The following is a 22,519-nucleotide window of genomic DNA, read 5'->3' on the forward strand; positions in this document are numbered from 1 at the left end:
ATTATGATACATTTGCTTTGTGTTATTCTATCTAATACAATATAAATTACAAATAAAAATCTAAAGAAAAATTATCTAAATTTATAAAAATAGCATTTTAGTATAGTCGTAGAGATAAAATTAAAAGTGTAAATTTATTTAAATTTATAAAAATAGCTTTGCTATGATGTTTTTAGCTTATAAATTTATACTTTGACACGCTAGCTTTATAGCGCGCTAAGCGACTTTTTGCATTTTATAATCAATTTGATTGCGTTAAAAATTTAATGCTAAATGTTACTTTATAAAATAGTCAAATATTTATTTATATACTTAATAAAATTGGTCTAAAAAATATTTTTATAAGATTAGCTAAATTTAGAGCTAAATTTTGGCTAAATTTAAAAGAAATTTTAACTAAAGTTGCTTATAAATTTAAAATTTTTAAGTAAATTTTATCTCTTCTATAAAGTAAATTTAGATAAATTAGCATAAAAATATAAAAAAATTATTTTAGAATGTCGTTGCAGGAGAATAAATTTAACGAACCATTGTTTTAAATCTAAAGCAAATTTTTAAAGTCGTTGTAAATTTACATAGATATGTCGAACAAATAGTCTAAATTTAACCAAATCAACAAGCCAACCAAAGCTAAAGTTAAAAAACTCAAAGTATCAAAAAAGCAAATTTAGTCTACTTTTTGCCCTTTTTAACCGTTTTTTCCACCACTTCTGGAAGCTTTATATATCCCATTTCAACTAACTTTTTATAAATTTTTTTGATAATTGGTCCACCAGCGCTTCCACCCCCGCCACCATGCTCGACCATGACAGTAACGGCGTATTGTGGGTTATCATAAGGTCCATATGTAGTCATCCACGCGTGCGAACGGTGAAAATACTCCATATCCTTTTCTTTCATCCGAACGATTTCACTTTGTGGTATACTAATAACTTGCGCGGTTCCAGTCTTAGCTGCAATTGGCACGATGTTATCTTTTAAAAGCCTATAAACAGTGCCTTTTGGATGGTTTGCCACCTCATACATCGCTTTTCTGATATATGGCAATTGCTCTTTTTCAAAAGGCGTGAAAAGCTCTGTTGGCTTAAACTCGACATCTTTTCCATCTATACTTTTTAAAAAATGCGGCGTAAGCCCCTTGCCACTTGCTATTTCGGCTGTGTATTTAGCGACTTGCATAGGCGTGGTTAAAAAATACCCCTGCCCGATGGAGGCATTTACAGTTTCTCCCATAAACCACTGCTGGTTATATTTCTCCATTTTCCACGCTTTACTAGGCACAGTTCCTACGAATTCATTTGGCAAATCAACTCCGGTTTTTTTACCAAAACCATACCTTTCTAAATTTTGCGCTATAAAATCAATCCCAACTTCTAAACTACCCTCGTAAAAATATACATCGCAACTCTCTCTAATAGCGTCATTTAGGTTCATATTTCCATGTCCGCTAGCCTTCCAACATCTAAATTTACGCTTTCCAAGCTCGATATATCCGCCACAAAAGTATGTCTTTTCTCTGCCTATTTTGCCACTATTTAAAAACGACATTCCAACGCCCATTTTTATAACTGAACCTGGCGGATAAAGTCCATTTACAAGTTTGTTAGTAAATGGGTGTTTTAAATCCTGTATAAGCCCATCCCACTCTTTTTGAGTAATCCCTGTAACAAATGGGTTTAAGTTATACTCTGGAAAACTTCCAGCCGCGATTATCGCTCCTGTGTTTACATCCATCACAACAGCCGCTCCTGCTGCATCGCCAAAGGTATCTTTTAAAAACTGCTGAAGCTCCATATCGATATTAAGTGCTATATCTTGGCTTTTTGGTTTTTCATATAAAATTTCTTCTACAACCTGATTAAGTGCCGTAACTTTAGTCTTTCTAACGCCACTACTTCCTTGAAGAACGTTATTATAAAACGCCTCAACTCCACTTCTTCCAACATAGTTTGTAAGTTTTGCTAGTGAGTCTTTTTCCATATCTTTTGTTGTTGAGCGCCCAACATAGCCGATGATGTGAGATGCTAAAAAGTTATATGGATAGTGCCTTTTTGATGATGAATCAAGCTTTAAATTTGGTCTTAAATTTAGCTCTGCAAAGTGTGGTAAAACCGTGTCGTAGTCTATAAAATCGACTATTTGTATAAAGTCTTGATTGTATGGAGAGTTTTGTTTTTTATACTCTTTTTCTAGTAAAGTAGCGTTTTGATCTGGGAAAATCGATACGATTTTTTCTATCTCAACCATTCTTACATCTTGTTTTAGATGTGGGGCAAGCGATATAGAAAAGCCAAGTCTGTTTATAGCTATAGGGCGACCTTTTGAGTCTAGAATTTGCCCACGAGTTGGAGCTATAAGCTTTGTTCTTACGACATTGTCTTCAGCTATTTCGGCGTAGTATTCGTTTGATTTGATACTTAGGTAATAAATCCGCACAAGAAGCACTATCCACACTAAAACTACAGCGCAAAACGCCAAACGAAGCCTCATAAAATTCGCCCCCTAAAAAGTAAAAATGCTATCGCAGACTCAACTAAAATGTAAAATCCATACTCATAGCTTAGCTCTAGCTTTGGCGAATTTTTCATATATGATATAAGGTTGCTTACTAAAAAAGTGCCTATATATCCAACGCAAACTAAAATAACTAATAGCAAATTCCTAAATTTAAGTGATGTTAAAAGATAGTCAAAAACAAAGTAGTAAAAAATCCCAAAAGTTATCGCCACAGAAAAAAGCTCAAAACCATGAACTTGTTCTGCTAAAAAAAGATATGCGATGCTTTGATACCAATGATGCGTAAAATCCTTGTAGTTGCGCTCTTTTTCGTAGTTTAGAATAACAACATAGGCAAAAAACAGCCCGATAAGTGGCGGTATACTCTGAAAAAGCGATGCTATAACTTGATAACTCACTATCAAGATAACAAACATCGCATTTTTTAGAAAGTATATATCATTGCGATTTCGTTGCATACTGGAAAATGTTTGCATTTGATACAATCTGCCCAAATTTTTTGATAAGGAAGTTCCTCTTTTGAGATTTCCTTAAACCCGATGCTTTCAAAAAAAGCCTTTTGATAAGTTAGTGCAAAAGCCTTTTTGATATCAAATTCTAATGCCTCTTTTAAAAGCTCTTTAACCAACCCTTTTCCAATGCCTTTGCCACGCAAACCATCTTTTATAATCAAACTTCTAATCTCAGCCAATTCAACAGAATAAATATATAAAGCAGAGTAGCCAACCAACTCACCATCTAAAATAGCAAGCGTATATGAACGGATACTAGTAGCGACTTCATCATTGCTTCGTGGTAGTATAACGCCCTTTTCAACCTCAAGTTTAACAAGCTCTTGCATGGAAGCGATATCTTTTAAACTCGCCTTTCTAAACTCTAGCATAGACCCAAAGCTCCATTTACTATAAGTTCTCTAGCCTCTTTTATCCCTGTTTTTTTCAAAGTTGATACAAATTTAGCATCTTTATCAAATTTAAGCACCTTTGATCTATCGCTTTGATTTAGTTTATCGCTTTTTGTGTAGAAATTTAAAATCTTTTGATCTGGCCTTAAAAAGCTTTTTAAATACTCATCGACATTTTTATCTATATCTAAATCATACTGCCTTGAGTCGATTAGATGGACAAAAAGACGTATGTTTTCTCTTTTTTTTAAAAACTCATCTAGTGAAGTTTTCCAAATTTCATGAGTTTTTTTTGAAACTTTTGCATATCCAAATCCCGGTAAATCCACAAAAATCAAAGTAGTTCTAAAGTCATCTTCGCCACCAAATTTGGCTTCAAAGAAATTTATAAGCTGGGTTTTTCCTGGAGTTGAGCTACTTTTTGCTAAGTTTTTTTGATCAACAAGTGCGTTTATAAAACTGCTTTTACCCACATTTGAACGCCCCAAAAACGCCACTTCGCTCACACTGAAATTATCGCAACTGTTTAAATTCGGCGATGATGTTATAAAATTTGCACTAAGTGCGTTTATCACTTTTTATCCTCGATTTGAAAAATAAGCTTAGCTGGCTTTTTCTCTTTGTTTTTTTCATCTTTAAAGCTTTGAACTTCATACTTGCCACTAAGTTGGTTTATAGTAATCTTATCGCCAAAAACCTCTCTTTTTGTCTCAACTTCGTTTATATAAGCATTGCCGCTAAGCAAGTAAGTTTGGGCTAATGGCTCGTAAGTTAGAGTGTCGCCTTTACCGTTATAATGGGAGTTGTTGATAAGAATTTTAAACCTTGCATTATCGCTTGCGACATATTTTGTTGGCTGTCTGTTTTTATCAAAATATATTGTTAGTTTGTTAGAATCAAGCGTATCATAAGCGCCTTTTTTAACATGCACGTTGCCCGTTAAAACGCTAACTTGCTTTACCTCATCGGCAAAAAAGTTATCCGCAGTTACCTCAACTTGCTCTGCTAAAAGCGTTGAAGTCCCAAGTGCAAAGGCTAATGCTAAGATTATTAATCCGTTTTTTCTTTTGTTTGAAACCATCCATGAACTCCTGTAGCAAAAGTTTGCTTTTTGTTTAAATCATACTTTAAATTTGCACCAACAACCTTATTTTCATACTGTGTCATCACAAAAGGCATATTACTTTGTGCAATTTTTGTTTTGGTATTGTAGATGATTTCATCTGATATATAGTTTAAATTATCGCTGTTTTTGTATTTTGCATCACCAAAAAAGGTTAAAACATCATTTTTTCTAATAGCCTTTTTTGAAGATAGGGTATGATTTACATCATCACCTAAAATTTCTCCTAAAAAGCCGTTAAATTCATCTCTATCTTTATATCTCACTCCACTATCTGAACTAAATTTTCCTGTTATTTTGTTTTCTGAGACTTCAAAATCTTCTATTTTTGTCATCTCCATATTTGCAACGCTTAAGTCCTCTTTAAAAAAATCACTAAAATATGGAGTTTGAACGCTTAAAATAACCATCGCAACACTAAAAATAGCAATCGCGATGTAAAAAATTCTTATAACCACTTCTGCATCCAAATTTCGCGCATATCATTTTTATCTATTATCATCTCTATCATCTCTCTAACAGCGCCATCTCCGCCATTTTTACTAAGTGTGATGTCTGCTTGTACAAGAGGCATTGCATTTGCTGGTTTAAAACTTAAAGCAACTGCATTCAAAAGCTTCATATCATTATAATCATCACCTATAGCAGCAGCATTTGAAAGCTCTAAACCCTCTTTTTTAAGGATTTCTTTTGCGACTTCAAGTTTGTCTTTTACGCCTTGAAAAACATACTTTATGCTAAGCTCAGCGCCTCTTTTTTCTACTATTTGCGATTTTTTCCCTGTGATAATGGCTACGATTTTACCCATTTTTGACCATTGCTCGATAGCAAATCCATCTTTTACATTAAATTTTTTCATCTCTTCGCCACTATTTGAGTGGTAAAGCCCACCATCGCTCATACAGCCATCAACATCAAGAAAAATTATATCTATCATAAAATGCCTTTTGTGCTAGGAGTTCCAATTTTTTCATTTTTAGCTAAAGCTCTTCTAAGTGCAACTGCAAATGCTTTAAAAGTTGCTTCAACTATATGATGTTTGTTTTCGCCTCTAAGCATATTTATATGAAGAGTAATGCCAGCGTTAAAGGCTAAAGCTCTAAAAAACTCTTGCGTTAGCTCAACATCAAAGTCGCCTATCATGCCATCTTTAATGCTATCATATACCAAAAAAGCTCTATTCGAAAGATCAAGCACACACTCAACCGCCGCTTCATCCATTGCAACAACGCTATTTCCATATCGCTCAACTTTTTCTAAAGGATAAATACTATCTTTTAACGCCATTCCTAAAACAATGCCAACATCTTCAACCGTGTGATGCCCATCTATATGCAAATCTCCATCGCATTTGATATCTAAATTTATCAAAGAGTGCTTAGAAAACGCCTCTAACATATGGTCAAAAAAACCAATGCCAGTTTTTATGTTAGATTTACCTTCTGCATAAATTTCTAACTCAACTGTGATATCTGTCTCTTTTGTTTTTCTGTTTTTAACTATCATTTTATTCCCTAACTATAAATGCGCCATCTATATGTCCACTTTTTGCAAAGTCTCTAGCCTCATCTTCGCTTCTAAATCCTGTTAAGAAAACTCTATATATAGGGCTTCCATCCAGCTGAAATTCTTTTATAATCGTACTGTATCCTGCTGTTCCGTGATATTGTGATTTATAAACTCTAGCACCCTCATAACGCCTAAATGAACCGACTTGAACCATAAAATTTCCACCCTCAAAGACTCTTTGGTTTTTAGGAGCTGTTTTAGAAATCTCTTTTCCGCCAAATCCAACAACCTCAAGCCTAACCGGAGCCGTTCCTTTAGCTAAAACTCCCAAATCAGAAGCTACCTTTTTTGATAAGTCAATCACTCGCCCACTTACAAAAGGCCCACGATCATTTATCCTTACAACCGCGCTCTCGCCGTTATTTAAATTTGTAACTTTTACCATAGTATTCATCGGATATGTTTTGTGCGCTGCTGTTTGAGCGTGCATGTTATATGTTTCGCCATTTGATGTTTTTTTACCATGAAAATTTGGTCCATACCAACTAGCAAGCCCTTTTTGGGTATCTCCTACCTCAACCATAGTCGGATAGTAAGTTTTACCATTTACACTATATGGTCTCATTGTGGCTGGAGTTTTGCTTTTATAGCTAGGCTGCGAAATAGGTGCTTTTGATGAGCAACCGTAGATAAAAAATATAGCAAGTATAGCTATAAAAAGACCATTTTTATGGTATAACAATCGTATCTCCTGCCATTAGTTCTCTGTTTTTTATATCATTTGTAGCAACGATTTCGTTGATATCTACATCAAATTTTTTAGCCAACCCCGTTAAAGTGTCGCCACTTTTTACAATATATTTTTTCATATCAACAGATGCAACGTCACTTTCAACTGGAATTTTAAGCTTTTGGTTTTGTGCAATTTTATCACCTTTTAGCTTATTTTCACTTTTAATTCCAGCAACACTAACTCCCCATTTATCAGCAATGCTTTTTAAAGTATCATTTTTAGCTACCGTGTGAGTTCTATAGTCTTTGTTTATAAATCTAGCCCCTCTTATCTCTTTTCCTATGTAGTTAAGCGCATAAAGTTGAAGTTTATCTTCTGGGATATAGATATGATATCCGCCTTTGTAGTTTGGAACTTTGCTGTTTTTTATATGCAGATTATACTTTTTCATAGTATCAGCGCTAAGCCCAATGCTAGTTGCTATGCTTGCAAGTTCGGTTCCGCCTTTTACCCTAATCTTTTGAAGTTTATAATCAGTTTTTAAGTTAGCAAGAACTCTTCTTGAGTCGCTTCTTTTAGAAATGATTGTGTATTTTATAATTTTTTTGATGAAATTTCTTGTTTCGCGTGGAGTGTGTTTGTTTGCTAAAATAGAACTAAAATCATCTGTTTTGGCACTTCTTATGACCTTTCGCATACAGCCGTCGCCACAGTTATACGCCATTAAAGAAACGTACCATTTATCATCAAATTTGTTATTTAAAAAATCAATGTATTTAAAAGCCGTATCAGTAGAAGCAAATGGATCTCTTCTTTCATCTACATGCTTATCAACTTTTAGCCCAAAAGTCTTTGCGGTTCCAGTCATGAACTGCCACATTCCACCAGCTTTTCTATGAGAAGTTGCTCTGTTTAAAAACTCAGATTCAACCATTGCTAAATATAGCAAAAACTCTGGCGCATCTATCTTATCAAGCTCTTCTTTTATAATGTATACATTTTCTGGTCTGGATTCAATAATAGTTTTAAAATCAAATATATCATTTGATTTTATGTTATCATTTATCGAATTTATAACATCTCTGTTTTTTTGCGTATCTTGTATCTTAAATTCTCTCAAAATTTCTTCAACTACCAAATTTGTAGCACTATCGCTACCGCTAGCAAATGAAGAAATTGCAAAAACAGCTGTTAAAATAAAGTTTATAAAAAGCTTCATTTTTCTCCTTAAATTTTAAAAAGTTTTTTTGCGTTATCCGTTGTGATTTTCTCAACCTCACTTATGTTTAAATTTAATAAATTACTTACTTTCTCAACGACAAATTTAGTATAACTAGGCTCATTTCTCTTGCCTCTGTTTGGTTCTGGCGAAAGATACGGCGCGTCCGTTTCGATAAGTAAATTTGAAAGTGGAATCTTAGGTAAAATTTCCACTAAAGATTTTGCATTTTTAAAAGTTAAAACGCCGCCAATACCAAAATAAAACCCACTATCTTTAAGCTCAAGCAAAAGTTCACTCGAGTTATAACAGTGTAAAACTCCGCCAACTAGCTCGTTTGCGTGCTGTTTTAATATATCAAAACTATCTTGGTTTGCATCTCTTATATGAACAATCAACGGTTTTTTTAGCTCTTTTGCTAAATTAATCTGGGCTATAAAAACCTCTTTTTGAAGTTTTTTCTCAGCTTCTTGCTCTTCTTTTGTGGCAAAGTCGCTTTTAAGCCTGTAATAATCAAGCCCGCACTCACCTATAGCAACGCATCTTTTATCCTCTGCTACATGTTTTAGATATGAGATATCAAAGTCATGGCAGTGATATGGATGAACGCCACTTGCAAAATATACATCATCATATGAGTATGAAATTTCTCTAGCTTTTTTAAGATCATTCATATCAGCGCCTGGGATTATGATGTTTTGGATACCATTTTCCCTTGCTCTTATGATAACTTCTTCTAAATCTTTACTAAAGCTTTCATCATCTAAATGACAATGGGTGTCTATAATCATCTAGTAACCTAAATTTGATATATGCTTTCTTAAAAATAAATAAATTTTTATAACTTAAAATAGCATTTTACTATTTTAGCAAAAAATAAAATAATAAAACTTAAATTAGACTATATTTAAGCAAATTTTAAAAATTTCGCAATTTTTTAGCAAATTCCATAGCTTCTTGAGTGATAACTTCGCCACTGATCATCCTCGCTAATTCGGTTATTTTCTCATTTTCATCTAGATTGTGAACCGATGATGTGTTACCATTTTTCACAACAAGAAAATGCGAATTTGCTCTTGAGCTAAGCTGTGGCAAATGAGAAATGGCAAAAATTTGATAAAATTTCGATATCTTTACAAGTACATCAGCGATACTCATCGCCTCTTTTCCGCTTAAATTCGCATCAATCTCATCAAGTATGATAACTCCATCGCCAAAACCGACTATATCAGCATTGCTTGCGATAAAGGCTAAACGAAGTCTGTTTAGCTCACCAGAACTTAAATTTTTTAAATTTGTGCCATCGATTTGAAATACTATCTCATCTTTTCCAGACTTATCGATATCTTTTTCTAAAAACATCACTTTTATGTTTCGCATATAAAGCTCTTTTAGATAAAAATTTATAGACGTTTCTAAATTCTCTTTTGCGTTTTTTCTCTCATCGCTTATCAAATTTGATAAATTTACAACATCTTTTTTAAACTCTTTAAATTTTTTCTCCAAATTGCTTTTTTCAAACTCGATATCTTCATAGCGCCTTAACTCATCTTTTCTTTGAGCAAGAGTTTTTAAAGCCTCGTCAATACCACCATATCGCTTCTCAAGCCAACTTAAAGCCTCTATTCTATCAAGAATTTTCTCTACATTAAGCTCTTCAAGCTCGTCTAAATTCAGCCCCTCTTTTTTAGCTCTTAACTCATTCATGGCATCTTCAAAAAAGCTACTATCGATTTCGCTGATTCTAAGCGCATCAACCACCTTTGGCTCAATCTCAAAAATCATCCAAGCTTTTTGCCATGCATCATTTATCTTATCTACTTTACTAAGGCGTTTTTTTATCTCCATAAGCTCTTCAAATTCGCCACTTTTTGGCGAAATTTGTTCTATTTTATCTATCTCAAATTTAGCAAATTCTTTTAACTCTTCGAGTCTGATTTCATCTTTTTCAATCTTTTCAAGCTCCTTTTTTGTGCGTGTAAACTCATCAAATACGCTCTTGAATTTACTTAAATTCTCACTATGTTTTTGGTTTGATTTACTAGCTAAAATATCAAGTAAATTTAGCAATTTTTCGTTTGCAAACTCATCGACATTTTTCACACTTAGGTATTTTATATGCTGATTTGCTATCTCATTTAGGTTCTTTTTAGCTATTGATTGGTTGTTTATAAAGTAGCGAACGCTCTTTTCTTTAACCATTTTAAATGCGTTAATCTCTTCGCTTTCTATGCCAAACTCGCCCATATCAAACTCAAACCCAACATCAGCTTCAATTACGCTTGCATCACTTTCACTTAGCCCAAACACAGCTAAAATCGCACTCATCAGCACAGATTTTCCAGCTCCACTAGCTCCAGTAAACACGCTAAGCCCTGGCTTAAACTCAAGCTCGCACTCATCAAATGTTATATGTTTTTTTATATAAAGTCTTTCTATCAAGCCTTGCCTCCGTTGTGTCCCCAGTGTAGTTTTTCTTTTAAAACGCTAAAATAATCTCTGTTTAAATGCCTGATTAAATTCGCGTGAGTATTTCCAAGATGTATACAAACCTCATCAAATTTATTCATATCAAAAACATCTTGCCCATCTATTACGATAGCAACTTCGTTTTCATCTACATTTTTAAAACTTAGTTCATGCTCATTTGGAAGCACGAGCGGGCGTTGTGTTAGACTATGCGAACATATCGGAGTGATACAAAAAACGTTACTTAAAGGATAGATTATCGGTCCATTTGCGCTCATATTATAAGCAGTTGAGCCAGCTGGAGAGCTTACTATAACGCCATCTCCATAGTATGTGTTAAAATACTTTCCATTTAGATAGGTATCGACTTTGCTCATCGATGAGATTGTATTTCTTGTGATGACAACATCGTTAAATGCGACTCTTTTAATATTTTTGCCGCCATTTTTCTTAAAAACAACATCAAGCATTAAAGGTCTTTCTATCTCATAAATTCCAGCAAAAAACTGAGTAAAAAAGCTTTGCATATCGTTCATTTTAATATCTGTTAAAAACCCAAGCGTTCCATCATGAATGCCTAAAACATAGACATCTTTGCCAACTACTTGCCTGCAAGTTGAGATTAATGTGCCATCTCCTCCAAGGCTTATTATAAAATTTGTCTTTTTGCAAATTTCATCTAATCTAAAGCCCTTTTTGCCTATCTTTTTTGCGCTATTTTTTTCAACTAAAATTTCAATACCTCTTGAAGCAAAAAATTCCTCTATAACAGCTATATTTTCGCCATTTTTTGCAACAAGTCCGATAATTTTTAAATTTTTATGAATATTAATATTTTCTTTTTTCATCCTCTAATTTTATAGAAAATTAGCTTTATAAAAGCAAAATTTAACTATAATGTAGTTTTTAACTTTGAAAAGGGAGTAAATTTGAGAAGTCATTATTGCGCAGAAATTTCAAAAGATGAAATAGGCAAAGTGGTAGAAATTTGCGGCTGGGTGAACTCATACAGAGATCACGGCGGTGTCATTTTTATAGACTTAAGAGATAAAAGCGGACTTGTACAGCTAGTTTGCGATCCAAAAGACAACAAAAATGCTTATGATATAGCAAATTCAGTTAGAAATGAGTTTGTTTTAAAAGCAAGAGGAAAAGTAAGAGCTAGAGGCGAAGGACTTGTAAATCCAAAGCTTAAAAGCGGTGAAATCGAAGTAGTAGCAGATGAGATAATCATAGAAAACAAGAGCAAACCGTTGCCATTTGTCATAGGAGATGAAAATGTTGGCGAGGAAATTCGCCTTAAATATAGGTTTTTAGACCTTAGAAATGAAGATGCCTATAACCGTTTTAAAATGCGCTCAAAAGCGGCAATAGCAGCTAGAAACGCACTTGATAGAATGGGCTTTTTAGAGGTTGAAACTCCGATTTTAACTCGTGCTACTCCAGAAGGAGCAAGAGATTATCTAGTTCCAAGTAGAGTTTATCCGGGTGATTTTTACGCGCTTCCTCAAAGTCCACAGCTTTTTAAACAACTTTTAATGTGTAGTGGCTTTGATAGATACTTTCAAATCGCAAAATGCTTTCGCGATGAGGATTTGCGAGCAGATCGTCAGCCAGAATTTACACAAATTGATATCGAGATGAGTTTTAACACTCAAGAAGATGTTATGAATGTTGGCGAAGAGGTTTTAAAAGATATCTTTGCAGCGTGCGGTCATGAGATAAAAACTCCTTTTAGAAGAATGGAGTATAAAGATGCGATGGAAAACTACGGTAGCGACAAACCAGACTTGCGTTATGAGTTGCCACTTGTCGATGTTGCAGACTTGTTTGCAAGATGTAATAATGCCATTTTTACAAATATCGCAAAAGACACTAAGAAAAACCGCATAAAAGCGCTTAGAGTTCCTGGTGGCGATACTATCTTTTCAAAACGCCAAATGCAACGATTTGAAGAGTATGTTCGCAAATTTGGAGCAAAAGGGTTAGCATTTATTCAAGTTAAAGAAGATGGCTTAAAAGGTCCTTTGGTTAAATTCTTTGATGATGATAAAGCTGCACTTGATGAGTTAAGCCAAAGACTAAATTTAGAAGTTGGCGATGTTGTGTTCTTTGGCGCTGGAGCTAAAAAAATCGTGCTTGATTATATGGGAAGATTTAGAATTTTCCTTGCGAATGAACTTGGGCTAATCGATGAAAACAGACTTGAGTTTTTATGGGTTGTAAATTTCCCTATGTTTGAGCAAAACGATGATGGAAGCTACTCTGCAATGCACCATCCATTTACAATGCCAAACAACGTTGATGAAGAAGATTTAGAAGATATCACAAGTATCGCTTATGATGTTGTATTAAATGGCGTTGAGCTAGGTGGTGGAAGCATAAGAATCCATAAAGAAGAGATTCAAGAAAAAGTCTTTAAACTGCTTAAAATCGAGCCAGACGAGCAAAGAGAGAAATTTGGCTTCTTGCTTGATGCACTTAGCTTTGGTGCGCCTCCACACGGTGGAATCGCTATAGGCTTTGACCGATTGATGATGTTAGTTACAAAATCTGCTAGCATTCGCGATGTCATAGCTTTCCCTAAAACGCAAAAAGCACAATGCCCGCTCACAAAAGCTCCAAGCACAGTTAGTAGCGAGCAGTTAAGAGAGTTAGGACTAAGATTAAGAGAAAAGGAAGGCAAATGAAAAATTTATTTTTAATCATCGGCGCGCCAGGAAGCGGTAAAACAACAGATGCAAGCTTGATTGCGCAGATGAATCAAAGCGTAACTCACTACTCAACAGGAGATTTGCTAAGAGCTGAAGTTGCAAGCGGAAGCGAGCTAGGAAAAACTATCGATGGTTTTATCTCTAATGGAAATTTAGTTCCACTTGAAATCGTAGTAAATGCGATAGTTTCGGCTATCAAAAACACAGAAAACGACTATATCATCATAGATGGATATCCAAGAAGCGTTGAGCAGATGAGCAAGCTAGATGAAGTTTTAAAGCTAAACACAGACATACACCTAATCTCTGTTATAGAGGTTGATGTTAGCGAAGAAGTGGCTAAAGATCGAGTTTTGGGACGTGCTAGAGGAGCTGATGATAACGAAGAGGTCTTTAAAAACAGGATGAAAGTTTATCTTGAGCCTATAGCTGCGATTCGTAAATTCTACACAGATAAAGGAATTTATCAAAACATAAATGGCGAGCGAACTGTCGAAGAGATAGTTGCTGATATGAATGAGTTAATAGTAAAAGCGATAATAAAAGGAGAATAAATGGATATTAAAAAGATAAAAGTAGGCTCAAACCCAGACAAGATAAACGCAGTTATAGAAATTCCTTATGGCTCAAACATAAAGTATGAGGTAGATAAAGAAAGTGGCGCTGTTTTTGTTGATCGCGTGCTTTACTCAGCGATGTTTTATCCAGCAAACTATGGTTTTGTCCCAAATACGCTAGCAAATGATGGCGATCCTGCTGATATTTTGGTTTTAAACGAGTATCCACTTCAAGCAGGAAGCGTGATACCTTGCCGTTTAATTGGCGTTTTGGTTATGGAAGATGAAGCTGGAATGGATGAGAAACTTTTAGCAGTTCCAGTTACTAAAATCGATCCAAGATATGAGAGTATAAAAACGCTAGAGGATTTACCAAAAATCACTCTTGATAAGATTAAAAATTTCTTTGAAACATATAAGATGTTAGAGCCAAATAAATGGGTCAAAGTCAAAGAATTTGGTGATATAACAACAGCTCAAAACATACTTGAAGAAGCTATTAAAAACTATAAATAAACATATAAATTCCAGCTTAATGTAAGCTGGAATTTGCTTTTTAAATATCATTAAATACAACCAAATTTATCACATTTAACTCTAAATTTTGATAACAGGTTAAAAATATTTTACTTACCTTAAAATTTAAAACTTACTTTTTTTCTTTAAAAAAATCAAATCATTTTTGAAGTATAATAAATAAATTTAATCAAGGAGAAGATATGAAATTTAGTTATCTGGCTTTAACGACTATGCTTTTTATGTCGTTTTCAGCATCGCTTTTTGCCTTTGACACCGCAAAAAATAAGCTTAAAAATGAAACTGGTATAAATCTACCAACGCAAGAGTGGAAATTTCCAGATGGTATAGATGAAATAGGTGCGCTTGATATAAGCAAACTTCCAGACTCTCCATATGCAAAGGCTGTTATCTACGGATATCAGCTAATAACCCAAACCCACAACTACATCGGTCCAAACGCAAAAGATAGCAAAAAAGCTTACGCAGGAAACAACCTATCTTGCTCAAGCTGTCATGCAAGCGCAGGCACAAAGCAGTTTCAAAGCTCGTTTGTCGGCATAGTTGCGCGTTTTCCTCAGTTTAACGCAAGAGGCGATAAAGTCGTAAGCATAGAAGATAGGATAAATGGCTGTATGCAAAGAAGTATGAACGGAAAAGCGCTTCCACTAAATTCACCAGAAATGCGAGCAATGGTTACATATATGCATTGGCTTAGTCAAGGAATTCCAGTAGGTGCAAACATAAAAGGTCAAGGTCTTGGTAAAGTAAATTTACTACCTAGAGCTGCTAGTCCTAAAAAAGGAAAAATCGTATATGAAGCAAACTGCGTTGCCTGTCATGGCGAAAATGGCGAAGGTTTGCAAAATCCAGATTATAAAACAGGTGATTACTACATCTATCCGCCACTTTGGGGAGATGATAGTTATAACACTGGCGCTGGTATGTATAGGCTCATAAAAGCAGCTCAGTATATAAAACACTCAATGCCACAAGGAAATCCAACTCTAAGCGACGAAGAGGCATTCGATGTTGCTTCGTATATCAACTCTCAACCTCGCCCAATCAAGGCAGATAGAGAGGCTGACTTTCCAGATAGAAGCATAAAACCGCTTGATATGGATGTTGCGCCCTATGATGATAACTTTAGTATCGAGCAACATAGATTTGGTCCATATAAACAGATGTATAAGTAAATTTTGGAGGTAAATACCTCCAAAAAAAGATTAAATTTAGATTTTTTGAAATAAATACTTTATAAAACTTTTAAAATCAATGCTTTGCTTTTAAACTATCTGTGTTATAAACTAACTTTTTTAATGTATTTTTATGTTATATAGCAAGTGCTTAAATATAAAAATTTAACGACTCTTTACCTTAAATTTATAACAAATTTGTTGGATTTATCTATTTCGCGCTTTATCATTTTTAAATTTTTAACCGGTAGCAAAATGACTGCTATGATAAATTAAATAAATTTATAAAAACTCAATCTCATCATCTTTTTTTGGTATCATACACAAAAACTCGTAGTCTTTATCAAAACAGGCTTCATAACTGTGAGAAACGCCACCTGGGATATAGAGAAACTCACCAGCCTTTGCGTGAATTTCCTTACCATCTATGATAACTTTTGCTTCGCCTTTTAGGACAAATTGTTGATGTTGGATTTTGTTAATGTGATTTGGCATAAAACCGCCACTTTTTAAAACTATCTTTCTAACGATAAAGTCATTATCGCTTTGTGGTGTTAAAACCGCGATTTTAGCGCCATCTGTTTTAGGGATATCGCTCCAGACAAACTCATCTTTTAGATACATCATAAATCCTTTAAGCTAAAACTCCAACTCCAAGAGTTAGGCTAAGAGCGATTATAGCAGATAAAAAAGCAAAATAAAAGGAGTTTAAATCAACAAAACCATAGTAAAGATATGCGGTAAAAAAAGTGCTTATAAAAGCAGTTATAAAGAGTAAAACTCTTGATAAAACTGCGCTATTTTTAAATGCTCTCCATATAAAAAAGCAAAAAACCAAGCTTAAAGCAAACCAAACCATAGAGTAAAAAACTCCACTAAATTTAAATAAATTTAGTAAATTTAAAAGATTTAAGCACAAAAACAAACCCCATAAAATAAAGCTAAATTTAAACATTATCTTCATAAGTTTTGTTTGAGAAAGTTTTGCTATTAAGTTGCAAATAAAGCACAACCGCCACATAAACACCAGCCACCAAAAGCACCAAAAACCAGCTTTTTGATACTAGCAAACCACTACTTATACCAGCAAGAACCGCCACGCCAAGTGCGTATAAAAACGGCTGTTTTACCACGTCTTTTTCGCCGATTGCAATGGCAACCAAAGAGATGATATAAGCTAGAAGTATCACGAAAAATAAGATTATCTTCACATCTCTTAAAAATTCGCTACTAGACTTACCAAAAAGCGCCCATATACTTATAAATATCAAAAATCCAAGCGATATAAAAAGTAGAATTTTTTTCATTTTACCATGCCTTTTTTAAGTTTTCTTACTAAAAATCTTGCTGGATTTAACTCATCAGCTATGCTTTTATCTACACAAAGCGGGCGATTTAAAACATAATCAAGCAACAACTCTGCTCCCATGATAGCAGTTGATAGCCCTCTTGCGCCATGAGCTGCTGTTATATAGATATTTTTTAAGTGTTTTGGAGCTAAATGGTTTTGATTTTTAGTCCACATTAAATTTGCATAATTTTGTCTAAACCACAAACTATCATGCAACGCGCCAATAAGCGGAAATCTATCGCCACTATATGAACGATATCCGACCTTTGAGCCTAAAATCTTAACCTTTTTCTCACCCAAAAACTCCTCAACGCTCTCTAAGTTTTTAACATCGTCAATGCGTCTTGCTCTATCTTCATAAAGCAACCTATCATAAGTTGCGCCAACTACTTGAACGCCCTTTATAGCAGGACAAACATAGCCTTTTGCACTAAGTGGAAATTTGGTATCAACTCGTTTTTCTATCCACGTAACCTGCCCTCTAACTGAGCTGATTTGTAAATGAGCGTCTAAATTTAGCTTTGGATTTAACCCGCCACCAAAAAGCTCCTCGCTGTGGCTTCCCATAGCAAAGATTATTATTTGAGTTTGCAAACTCACTCCATTTGCAAAGCTTACATCATATCCATTCTCGCTATTTTTATATCCTACAAACTCGTAATTTAGCAAAATTTTAAGCTCGCTGGATGCAAATTTACAAGTTTTGCGCGGTCTGATCGTAGCGCCATCTTTTATAAAAATACTTGGATAAGGAGAGTCGAGTTTATCAAATTTAAAAAACTCGTCGCAGTTTTCATAGCGCTTAATAAGCGTTTGATTAAATGCAAATTCTTTTGCACCACTAAATTTAGCTAGCTTTTTTGGTATATATTTTTTATAAAAATTTACCGCTTGCAAGAACGAATTTAGATGCATCTTACCTAGCATTACGCCTTTTTGCGTGATTAGAGGCATCAACGCGCCCGTGTAGTTTCCGCTTCCATTGCTTGCTATTTTAGACTCTTTTTCTGCGACAACTACATCAAAACCAGCTTTTTTAAATTTCAAAGCAGTCACTATCCCAGCGATACCAGCGCCTATTATAAGCACTTTTTTTGCAGCTTTATCGGTAAGTGGTCTAGAAAACCAGATGTTTTTTAGCTCATAACTTTGCTTTAAAGCTGCTCTTATCATCTGCCTTTTTTTAGCATATCCATTTACAAGGTTTACTTCAAAACCAGCCTCTTTTAGGTTGTTTTGCACGAATTTAGCACTTGAGTAAGTCGCTAAAATACTGCCGAATTTAGATAGCCTTGCAACTTTTTGCATAACTTCTAAATCCCACATATCAGGATTTTTAGACGGCGCGAAACCATCTAAAAACCAAATATCAGCCTTAAAGTCTAAATTATCCAACGCCTCTTTTATATCGCCAAAGTATAGATCTAAGATGATATTTTTCTTAAAATAAATTCTATAAACTCCAGATATCTGCGCTGGATAGAGCTTGATAAGCCGTTTTGATAAATTTTTAAAAGCTCCAAGTTTTTCATAAATTTTAGTTAAACTTTTTTTATCTAGCGGATACTTTTCTATGCTTACAAAGTGTAAAGTTTTATCACTGTGTTTAAATTTTTTACAAAGAGTTAAAAAATTTAGCCCAGCGCCAAACCCAGCTTCAGCTACGATAAAGCTATCTTGCTTTTGCCAAATTTCATCGATACTGCTTGAAAAGACAAATTTAGCCTCCTCAAGCGGGGCAATAGTGTTAAAATAAATATCATCAAAACGAGGCGAAAAAGCAACGCCATCTTTAAAATCAATCTTAGTTTGCATATTTATCTACTAATTATTTTTAGCAAAATACGCGTCTAAGCCATTTGCTATGCCTAGTGCTATGTCGTTGTGATATGATTTTTTGGCTAAATTTTTACTATCATTTGGGTTAGAAATATACCCACTCTCAACCAAAATCGCAGGCATAGTAGCACCAACTAACACCCAAAATGGCGCTTCTCTAACGCCGCCATCTTTTACTTTATACTTATCTTGAACTCTGTTTAACATATGCTTTTGTATATCTATGGCAAGCTTGTTTGAAGCGATGATTTTTTCTCTGTTTAAGAAATTTAAAAAAGTTTGTTGAGAAAAGTGGTTCATATCTTCTAAATCTCCCTTGTTTTCAAGTGCGGCAGCATTTTTACTTCTGTTGCTTCTAGCAGGACTTAAGAAAAATGTCTCTATACCAGCAAGCCTTTCGCCCTCTTTTGAGTCTGGTCCAGCATTTACGTGGATTGATATAAACATATCTGCATTTTTTTTGTTTGCATATGATGTTCTGTTTTTTAAATTTATAAACGTATCTGTGCTTCTTGTGAAATAAATTTTATAACCTCGCTCTTTTAAAATCACGCCAAGACTCTTACCGATACTTAAAACGATATCTTTCTCTCTTAGTCCATTTCCCATAGCTCCTGGATCTTTGCCACCGTGTCCTGGGTCGATTACTATAATCCTATTTTTAGCGTAATTTGGTTTTTCGTTTTTGCCGCTTGTCTTGGCTGTTTTTGATATGGCTTGCGCCCTGTTTTCGCCACCTTTAATAGCGATATTTAGCTCATTCTCATCATTTGTTAGTTTTAAGTCAAATTTCTTTTTTTGTGAAAAGACAACGCGCGTCGTAGTTTCGCTAAACTGAGCTATGCGTATCTCATCTACTATATGATTTGTCAGTTTGCCTGTTTTTGCACTATTTATAGCTTTAAAATCCAAAACATTTCTATACAACTCACCTTTTAAAGCAAAAAGCTTTTGCTCATCTTTACTAACTTCGCGGTTAAATTTCAAAACTATCCCATCACTACTTTTTTCAACACTTAAAAGCTTTAATTTTTGCGATTTATCTATGGTTTTAGCCTGTTTTTTCTCTTTGGTTTTAACGCTATTTGACTGTTTTTTACTAGCTTGTGTTTTTACGGCTTTAGTTGGTTCTACTTTGGGTTTATTTTTTTGTATTTCTTGTTTAATGGGTTCTTGTTTTTTTTCTACACTTTTGTTTGCTTTTGCAAGCTCTTTTTGTTCTAATTTTTTAGGAACGTTTGCTAGTAATTGCGCATTTTTATCATTTTGTTTTGTTGAATTTAGCGAATTTAGATATTTTTTGTAGCTTCCGCCTAGTGCATTTAGCTCATTTTCATAGCCTTTGTGATTATATCCTAAAGCCTTAGATGAATGAACTAATCTTTCTAAAACCTCGATTCTATCGACTCTATTTTTACTCACAGAGGTTTGAAGATAGATATCTTTTAGCTCGTTATGAAATTTCTTTTTATTTATCGAACTTGCATTGGAAAAGCTTTTATCAAAATTTGAAAATGCTCTGTCAAATTCTGCCGCACTTAGTGATAAGGCAAACAAAATTATCAAAAAAAGCTTAACTATCTTCGCCATTTATAAGTTTTTCCATAAGCTCTTTAACACTTATAATCTCATTGAGTCTATATCCGTTTGCTCCTGTAAAAAATAGCCCCAAATCCTTTCTTCCAGCATAAGCATCATAAAGTCTATCAGCTATACAATACCCAACAACTTTTGCCTCTTTGCCACGCTCGCATGGGCTTACGCAGTTACTAATGCATTGAATTTTTGGACCTTCTCTTTTATCTACTAAGTCTAAAAGCCTTGTTTGAACGCCACGCGCTGGATATCCAACAGGAGATTTTATAAGTTTAATGCTATCTTTTGTCGAGTTTAAAATCACCTCTTTAAACTCTGGCGCCGCATCGCACTCGTAAGTTCCTATAAATCTAGTTCCCATCTGAACGCCATCAGCACCTAAAGATATCGCCTTATCTATGTCGTGCTTATCCCAAATTCCACCAGCTGCTAAAAGCGGAAAATCTCCAAAATTTGCTATTTCTGCTTTAACTTGTGGGATAAGTTTTTCTAATTGATACTCAGGATCAAAACACTGCTCATAAGTAAATCCTTGATGTCCACCACTTAATGGACCTTCAAGAACAACCGCATCTGGGACTCTGTTATATCTTTGAAGCCACCTTTTACAGATGATTTTAAGCGCTTTTGCAGATGATACGATAGGAACTAGCGCAACATCATCAAACCCTTGTGTAAACTCAGGTAAATTTGTAGGTAGTCCAGCGCCACTTATAATAACGTTAAAACCAGCCTCACACGCATCTTTTACCATTCTTGAGTAATCATTACACGCGCACATTATATTTATCCCAAGTGGTGCATCGCCACAAATTTTTCTAGCATTTTTTAAGATAGCGTGCAATCCCTCAGTAGAGTAGAAATTCTCACTTCCTAATGGCTTTTGATTTATCTCTTTTTTAGAATACGCTCTATTTTCATAATATCCAGTTCCAACAGAGCTTACTATACCTAATCCGCCATTTAAACTAACATTTCCAGCTAATCTATCCCAACTTATACCAAGACCCATTCCGCCTTGAAAAATCGGATATTTAAGCTCATGTTTACCTATCTTTATGCTATTCATTAGACCACCTTCACTTTCGCAAATTTCTTTTTGCCTATTTGGAGGATATACTCACCTTTTTCTAACTGTAGTTGTTCATCTGTGATTTTGTTTTGATCTATGCTAACTGCGTTTGCGCTTATATGGCGCCTTGCTTCGCTGCTTGAACTAGCAAGTTTGCACTCAAGCAGTGCTTTTACTACCCAAACCGGACCTTGCACGCTAAACTCAGCTATATCGCTTGGAAGCTGGTTTTGACTATGGACTTTGTTAAATTCATCTCTTGCTTTTATAGCGCTCTCTTCATTATGAAATTTAGCTACAATCTCCATCGCCAAAGCCTCTTTTACAGCTTTTGGATGAAGCCTACCGCTTTCTACGCCACTTTTTAGCTCATCAATCTCTTCAAGAGTTTTAGTACTTAAAAGCCTATACCACTCCCACATCAACTCATCGCTTATGCTTAAAGTTTTTGCAAACATATCATTTGGCGCTTCTGTAACACCGATATAATTTCCTAAAGATTTACTCATCTTGTTTGTGCCATCAAGCCCTACAAGCAAAGGCATCATGATAACAGCTTGCTCTTTTCCAACGTTATAAACTCGTTGCAAGTGTCTTCCCATCAGTAGGTTAAATTTCTGATCAGTTCCACCCATCTCGATATCGCACTTCATAGCCACGCTATCATATCCTTGCATAAGCGGATACAAAAACTCACTTATAGAGATAGGAGTTTCACTTCTAAAGCGCTTAGTAAAGTCATCTCTTTCTAGCATTCTAGCTACACTATATGTGCTAGCAAGCTCTATCATATCGCTAGCTCTTAATTCGTTTGCCCATTTTGAGTTAAACATAATGATAGTTTTAGTCGGGTCTAATACCTTAAAAACTTGCTCTTCGTAAGTCTTTGCATTTTTTAAAACTGTCTCTTTATCAAGCTTTTTTCTAGTTTCACTTTTTCCACTTGGATCGCCTATTTGTGCTGTAAAATCGCCTATTAAAAACTGGATAATAGCCCCATGACGTTGCAAAAATGCCATTTTTTGAAGAGTTACAGTATGTCCAAGGTGCAAATCAGCAGCAGTAGGATCCATGCCGATTTTGATATAGAAATTCTCGCCTTTTTCGTAGTAGTTTTTAATCAGAGTTTCAACTCTTTCTTCATCTATTATCTCTGCTACGCCTCGACGAAGCTCCCTTAAAACAGCTTGTATATCACCCATAA

The 22,519-nt window shown here is 34.7% G+C and carries 24 protein-coding genes; 4 read left to right on the plus strand and 20 right to left on the minus strand.

What is annotated here, in order from left to right:
* Positions 1-672: 672 nt before the first annotated feature.
* The 13 genes from mrdA to CGEO_RS07105 form a co-directional block, all read right to left on the minus strand.
* Complete coding sequence (gene mrdA / locus CGEO_RS07045; protein WP_075494914.1) at positions 673-2,490, minus strand: penicillin-binding protein 2; 1,818 nt, start codon at positions 2,488-2,490, stop codon at positions 673-675.
* Positions 2,487-2,975, minus strand: a complete 489-nt coding sequence (locus CGEO_RS07050) for a hypothetical protein (RefSeq protein ID WP_242647974.1) — start codon at positions 2,973-2,975, stop codon at positions 2,487-2,489. The genes mrdA and CGEO_RS07050 overlap by 4 nt, the downstream gene beginning before the upstream one ends.
* The gene (locus CGEO_RS07055; protein WP_075494916.1) at positions 2,942-3,400 is read right to left on the minus strand and encodes an N-acetyltransferase; all 459 of its coding nucleotides are present in this window, start codon (positions 3,398-3,400) and stop codon (positions 2,942-2,944) included. The genes CGEO_RS07050 and CGEO_RS07055 overlap by 34 nt, the downstream gene beginning before the upstream one ends.
* Positions 3,394-3,996, minus strand: coding sequence for a ribosome biogenesis GTP-binding protein YihA/YsxC (gene yihA, locus CGEO_RS07060; protein ID WP_075494918.1), 603 nt, complete (start codon positions 3,994-3,996; stop codon positions 3,394-3,396). Before yihA ends, CGEO_RS07055 begins: the two co-directional genes overlap by 7 nt.
* A complete protein-coding gene (locus tag CGEO_RS07065; protein WP_075494920.1) occupies positions 3,993-4,502 on the minus strand; it encodes an LptA/OstA family protein in 510 nt (169 codons plus the stop codon). The genes yihA and CGEO_RS07065 overlap by 4 nt, the downstream gene beginning before the upstream one ends.
* A complete protein-coding gene (locus tag CGEO_RS07070) occupies positions 4,472-5,002 on the minus strand; it encodes an LptA/OstA family protein (RefSeq protein ID WP_075494922.1) in 531 nt (176 codons plus the stop codon). The genes CGEO_RS07065 and CGEO_RS07070 overlap by 31 nt, the downstream gene beginning before the upstream one ends.
* The gene (locus CGEO_RS07075) at positions 4,993-5,481 is read right to left on the minus strand and encodes a KdsC family phosphatase (RefSeq protein WP_075540568.1); all 489 of its coding nucleotides are present in this window, start codon (positions 5,479-5,481) and stop codon (positions 4,993-4,995) included. The genes CGEO_RS07070 and CGEO_RS07075 overlap by 10 nt, the downstream gene beginning before the upstream one ends.
* Complete coding sequence (hisB, locus tag CGEO_RS07080) at positions 5,478-6,050, minus strand: imidazoleglycerol-phosphate dehydratase HisB (RefSeq protein ID WP_075540567.1); 573 nt, start codon at positions 6,048-6,050, stop codon at positions 5,478-5,480. The genes CGEO_RS07075 and hisB overlap by 4 nt, the downstream gene beginning before the upstream one ends.
* Position 6,051: 1 nt before the next feature.
* Positions 6,052-6,795 (minus strand): septal ring lytic transglycosylase RlpA family protein, encoded by a 744-nt coding sequence (locus tag CGEO_RS07085; protein WP_075540566.1) that lies wholly within the window; start codon positions 6,793-6,795, stop codon positions 6,052-6,054.
* Positions 6,782-8,005, minus strand: coding sequence for a lytic transglycosylase domain-containing protein (locus CGEO_RS07090; protein ID WP_082259002.1), 1,224 nt, complete (start codon positions 8,003-8,005; stop codon positions 6,782-6,784). The genes CGEO_RS07085 and CGEO_RS07090 overlap by 14 nt, the downstream gene beginning before the upstream one ends.
* A gap of 8 nt (positions 8,006-8,013) precedes the next feature.
* Positions 8,014-8,796, minus strand: a complete 783-nt coding sequence (locus CGEO_RS07095) for a TatD family hydrolase (protein ID WP_075494930.1) — start codon at positions 8,794-8,796, stop codon at positions 8,014-8,016.
* 127 nt (positions 8,797-8,923) lie between these two features.
* Positions 8,924-10,447: an AAA family ATPase gene (locus CGEO_RS07100; protein ID WP_075540565.1), complete on the minus strand. Its 1,524-nt coding sequence runs from the start codon at positions 10,445-10,447 to the stop codon at positions 8,924-8,926.
* On the minus strand, positions 10,444-11,322 hold the full coding sequence (locus CGEO_RS07105; RefSeq protein WP_172658125.1) for an NAD(+) kinase: 879 nt from the start codon (positions 11,320-11,322) through the stop codon (positions 10,444-10,446). Before CGEO_RS07105 ends, CGEO_RS07100 begins: the two co-directional genes overlap by 4 nt.
* An 81-nt stretch (positions 11,323-11,403) precedes the next feature.
* Between CGEO_RS07105 and aspS the strand changes: the two genes are divergently transcribed.
* From aspS to CGEO_RS07125, 4 genes are all read left to right on the plus strand, one after another.
* Positions 11,404-13,164 carry an aspartate--tRNA ligase gene (gene aspS, locus CGEO_RS07110; RefSeq protein WP_075494936.1) on the plus strand — a complete coding sequence of 587 codons (1,761 nt, stop codon included), beginning with the start codon at positions 11,404-11,406 and terminating at the stop codon, positions 13,162-13,164.
* Positions 13,161-13,742, plus strand: coding sequence for an adenylate kinase (locus CGEO_RS07115; protein WP_075494938.1), 582 nt, complete (start codon positions 13,161-13,163; stop codon positions 13,740-13,742). Before aspS ends, CGEO_RS07115 begins: the two co-directional genes overlap by 4 nt.
* The gene (ppa, locus tag CGEO_RS07120; protein WP_075531910.1) at positions 13,743-14,261 is read left to right on the plus strand and encodes an inorganic diphosphatase; all 519 of its coding nucleotides are present in this window, start codon (positions 13,743-13,745) and stop codon (positions 14,259-14,261) included.
* A 203-nt stretch (positions 14,262-14,464) separates the two neighbouring features.
* Complete coding sequence (locus tag CGEO_RS07125) at positions 14,465-15,457, plus strand: c-type cytochrome (protein ID WP_242648003.1); 993 nt, start codon at positions 14,465-14,467, stop codon at positions 15,455-15,457.
* A gap of 282 nt (positions 15,458-15,739) precedes the next feature.
* Here the strand turns inward: CGEO_RS07125 and CGEO_RS07130 are convergent, their stop codons facing one another.
* Genes CGEO_RS07130 through tyrS form a run of 7 tightly spaced genes read right to left on the minus strand, consistent with a single transcriptional unit; the run spans position 15,740 to position 22,517 of the window.
* Positions 15,740-16,081 carry a cupin domain-containing protein gene (locus CGEO_RS07130; protein WP_075494942.1) on the minus strand — a complete coding sequence of 114 codons (342 nt, stop codon included), beginning with the start codon at positions 16,079-16,081 and terminating at the stop codon, positions 15,740-15,742.
* Between the two features lie 10 nt (positions 16,082-16,091).
* Entirely contained in the window at positions 16,092-16,421 is a 330-nt protein-coding gene (locus CGEO_RS07135) for a hypothetical protein (RefSeq protein WP_075531909.1), read from the minus strand.
* Positions 16,405-16,764: a hypothetical protein gene (locus tag CGEO_RS07140; RefSeq protein WP_075540564.1), complete on the minus strand. Its 360-nt coding sequence runs from the start codon at positions 16,762-16,764 to the stop codon at positions 16,405-16,407. Before CGEO_RS07140 ends, CGEO_RS07135 begins: the two co-directional genes overlap by 17 nt.
* Positions 16,761-18,623 (minus strand): bifunctional tRNA (5-methylaminomethyl-2-thiouridine)(34)-methyltransferase MnmC2/FAD-dependent 5-carboxymethylaminomethyl-2-thiouridine(34) oxidoreductase MnmC1, encoded by a 1,863-nt coding sequence (mnmC, locus tag CGEO_RS07145; protein ID WP_075540563.1) that lies wholly within the window; start codon positions 18,621-18,623, stop codon positions 16,761-16,763. Before mnmC ends, CGEO_RS07140 begins: the two co-directional genes overlap by 4 nt.
* 9 nt (positions 18,624-18,632) lie before the next feature.
* Positions 18,633-20,237, minus strand: coding sequence for an N-acetylmuramoyl-L-alanine amidase (locus CGEO_RS07150; RefSeq protein ID WP_075531907.1), 1,605 nt, complete (start codon positions 20,235-20,237; stop codon positions 18,633-18,635).
* Complete coding sequence (locus CGEO_RS07155) at positions 20,221-21,312, minus strand: nitronate monooxygenase (RefSeq protein ID WP_075494952.1); 1,092 nt, start codon at positions 21,310-21,312, stop codon at positions 20,221-20,223. The genes CGEO_RS07150 and CGEO_RS07155 overlap by 17 nt, the downstream gene beginning before the upstream one ends.
* The gene (tyrS, locus tag CGEO_RS07160; protein WP_075531906.1) at positions 21,312-22,517 is read right to left on the minus strand and encodes a tyrosine--tRNA ligase; all 1,206 of its coding nucleotides are present in this window, start codon (positions 22,515-22,517) and stop codon (positions 21,312-21,314) included. Before tyrS ends, CGEO_RS07155 begins: the two co-directional genes overlap by 1 nt.
* Positions 22,518-22,519: the final 2 nt, after the last annotated feature.

The sequence above is a fragment of the Campylobacter geochelonis genome (assembly GCF_013201685.1).
Lineage (GTDB): Bacteria > Campylobacterota > Campylobacteria > Campylobacterales > Campylobacteraceae > Campylobacter_B > Campylobacter_B geochelonis.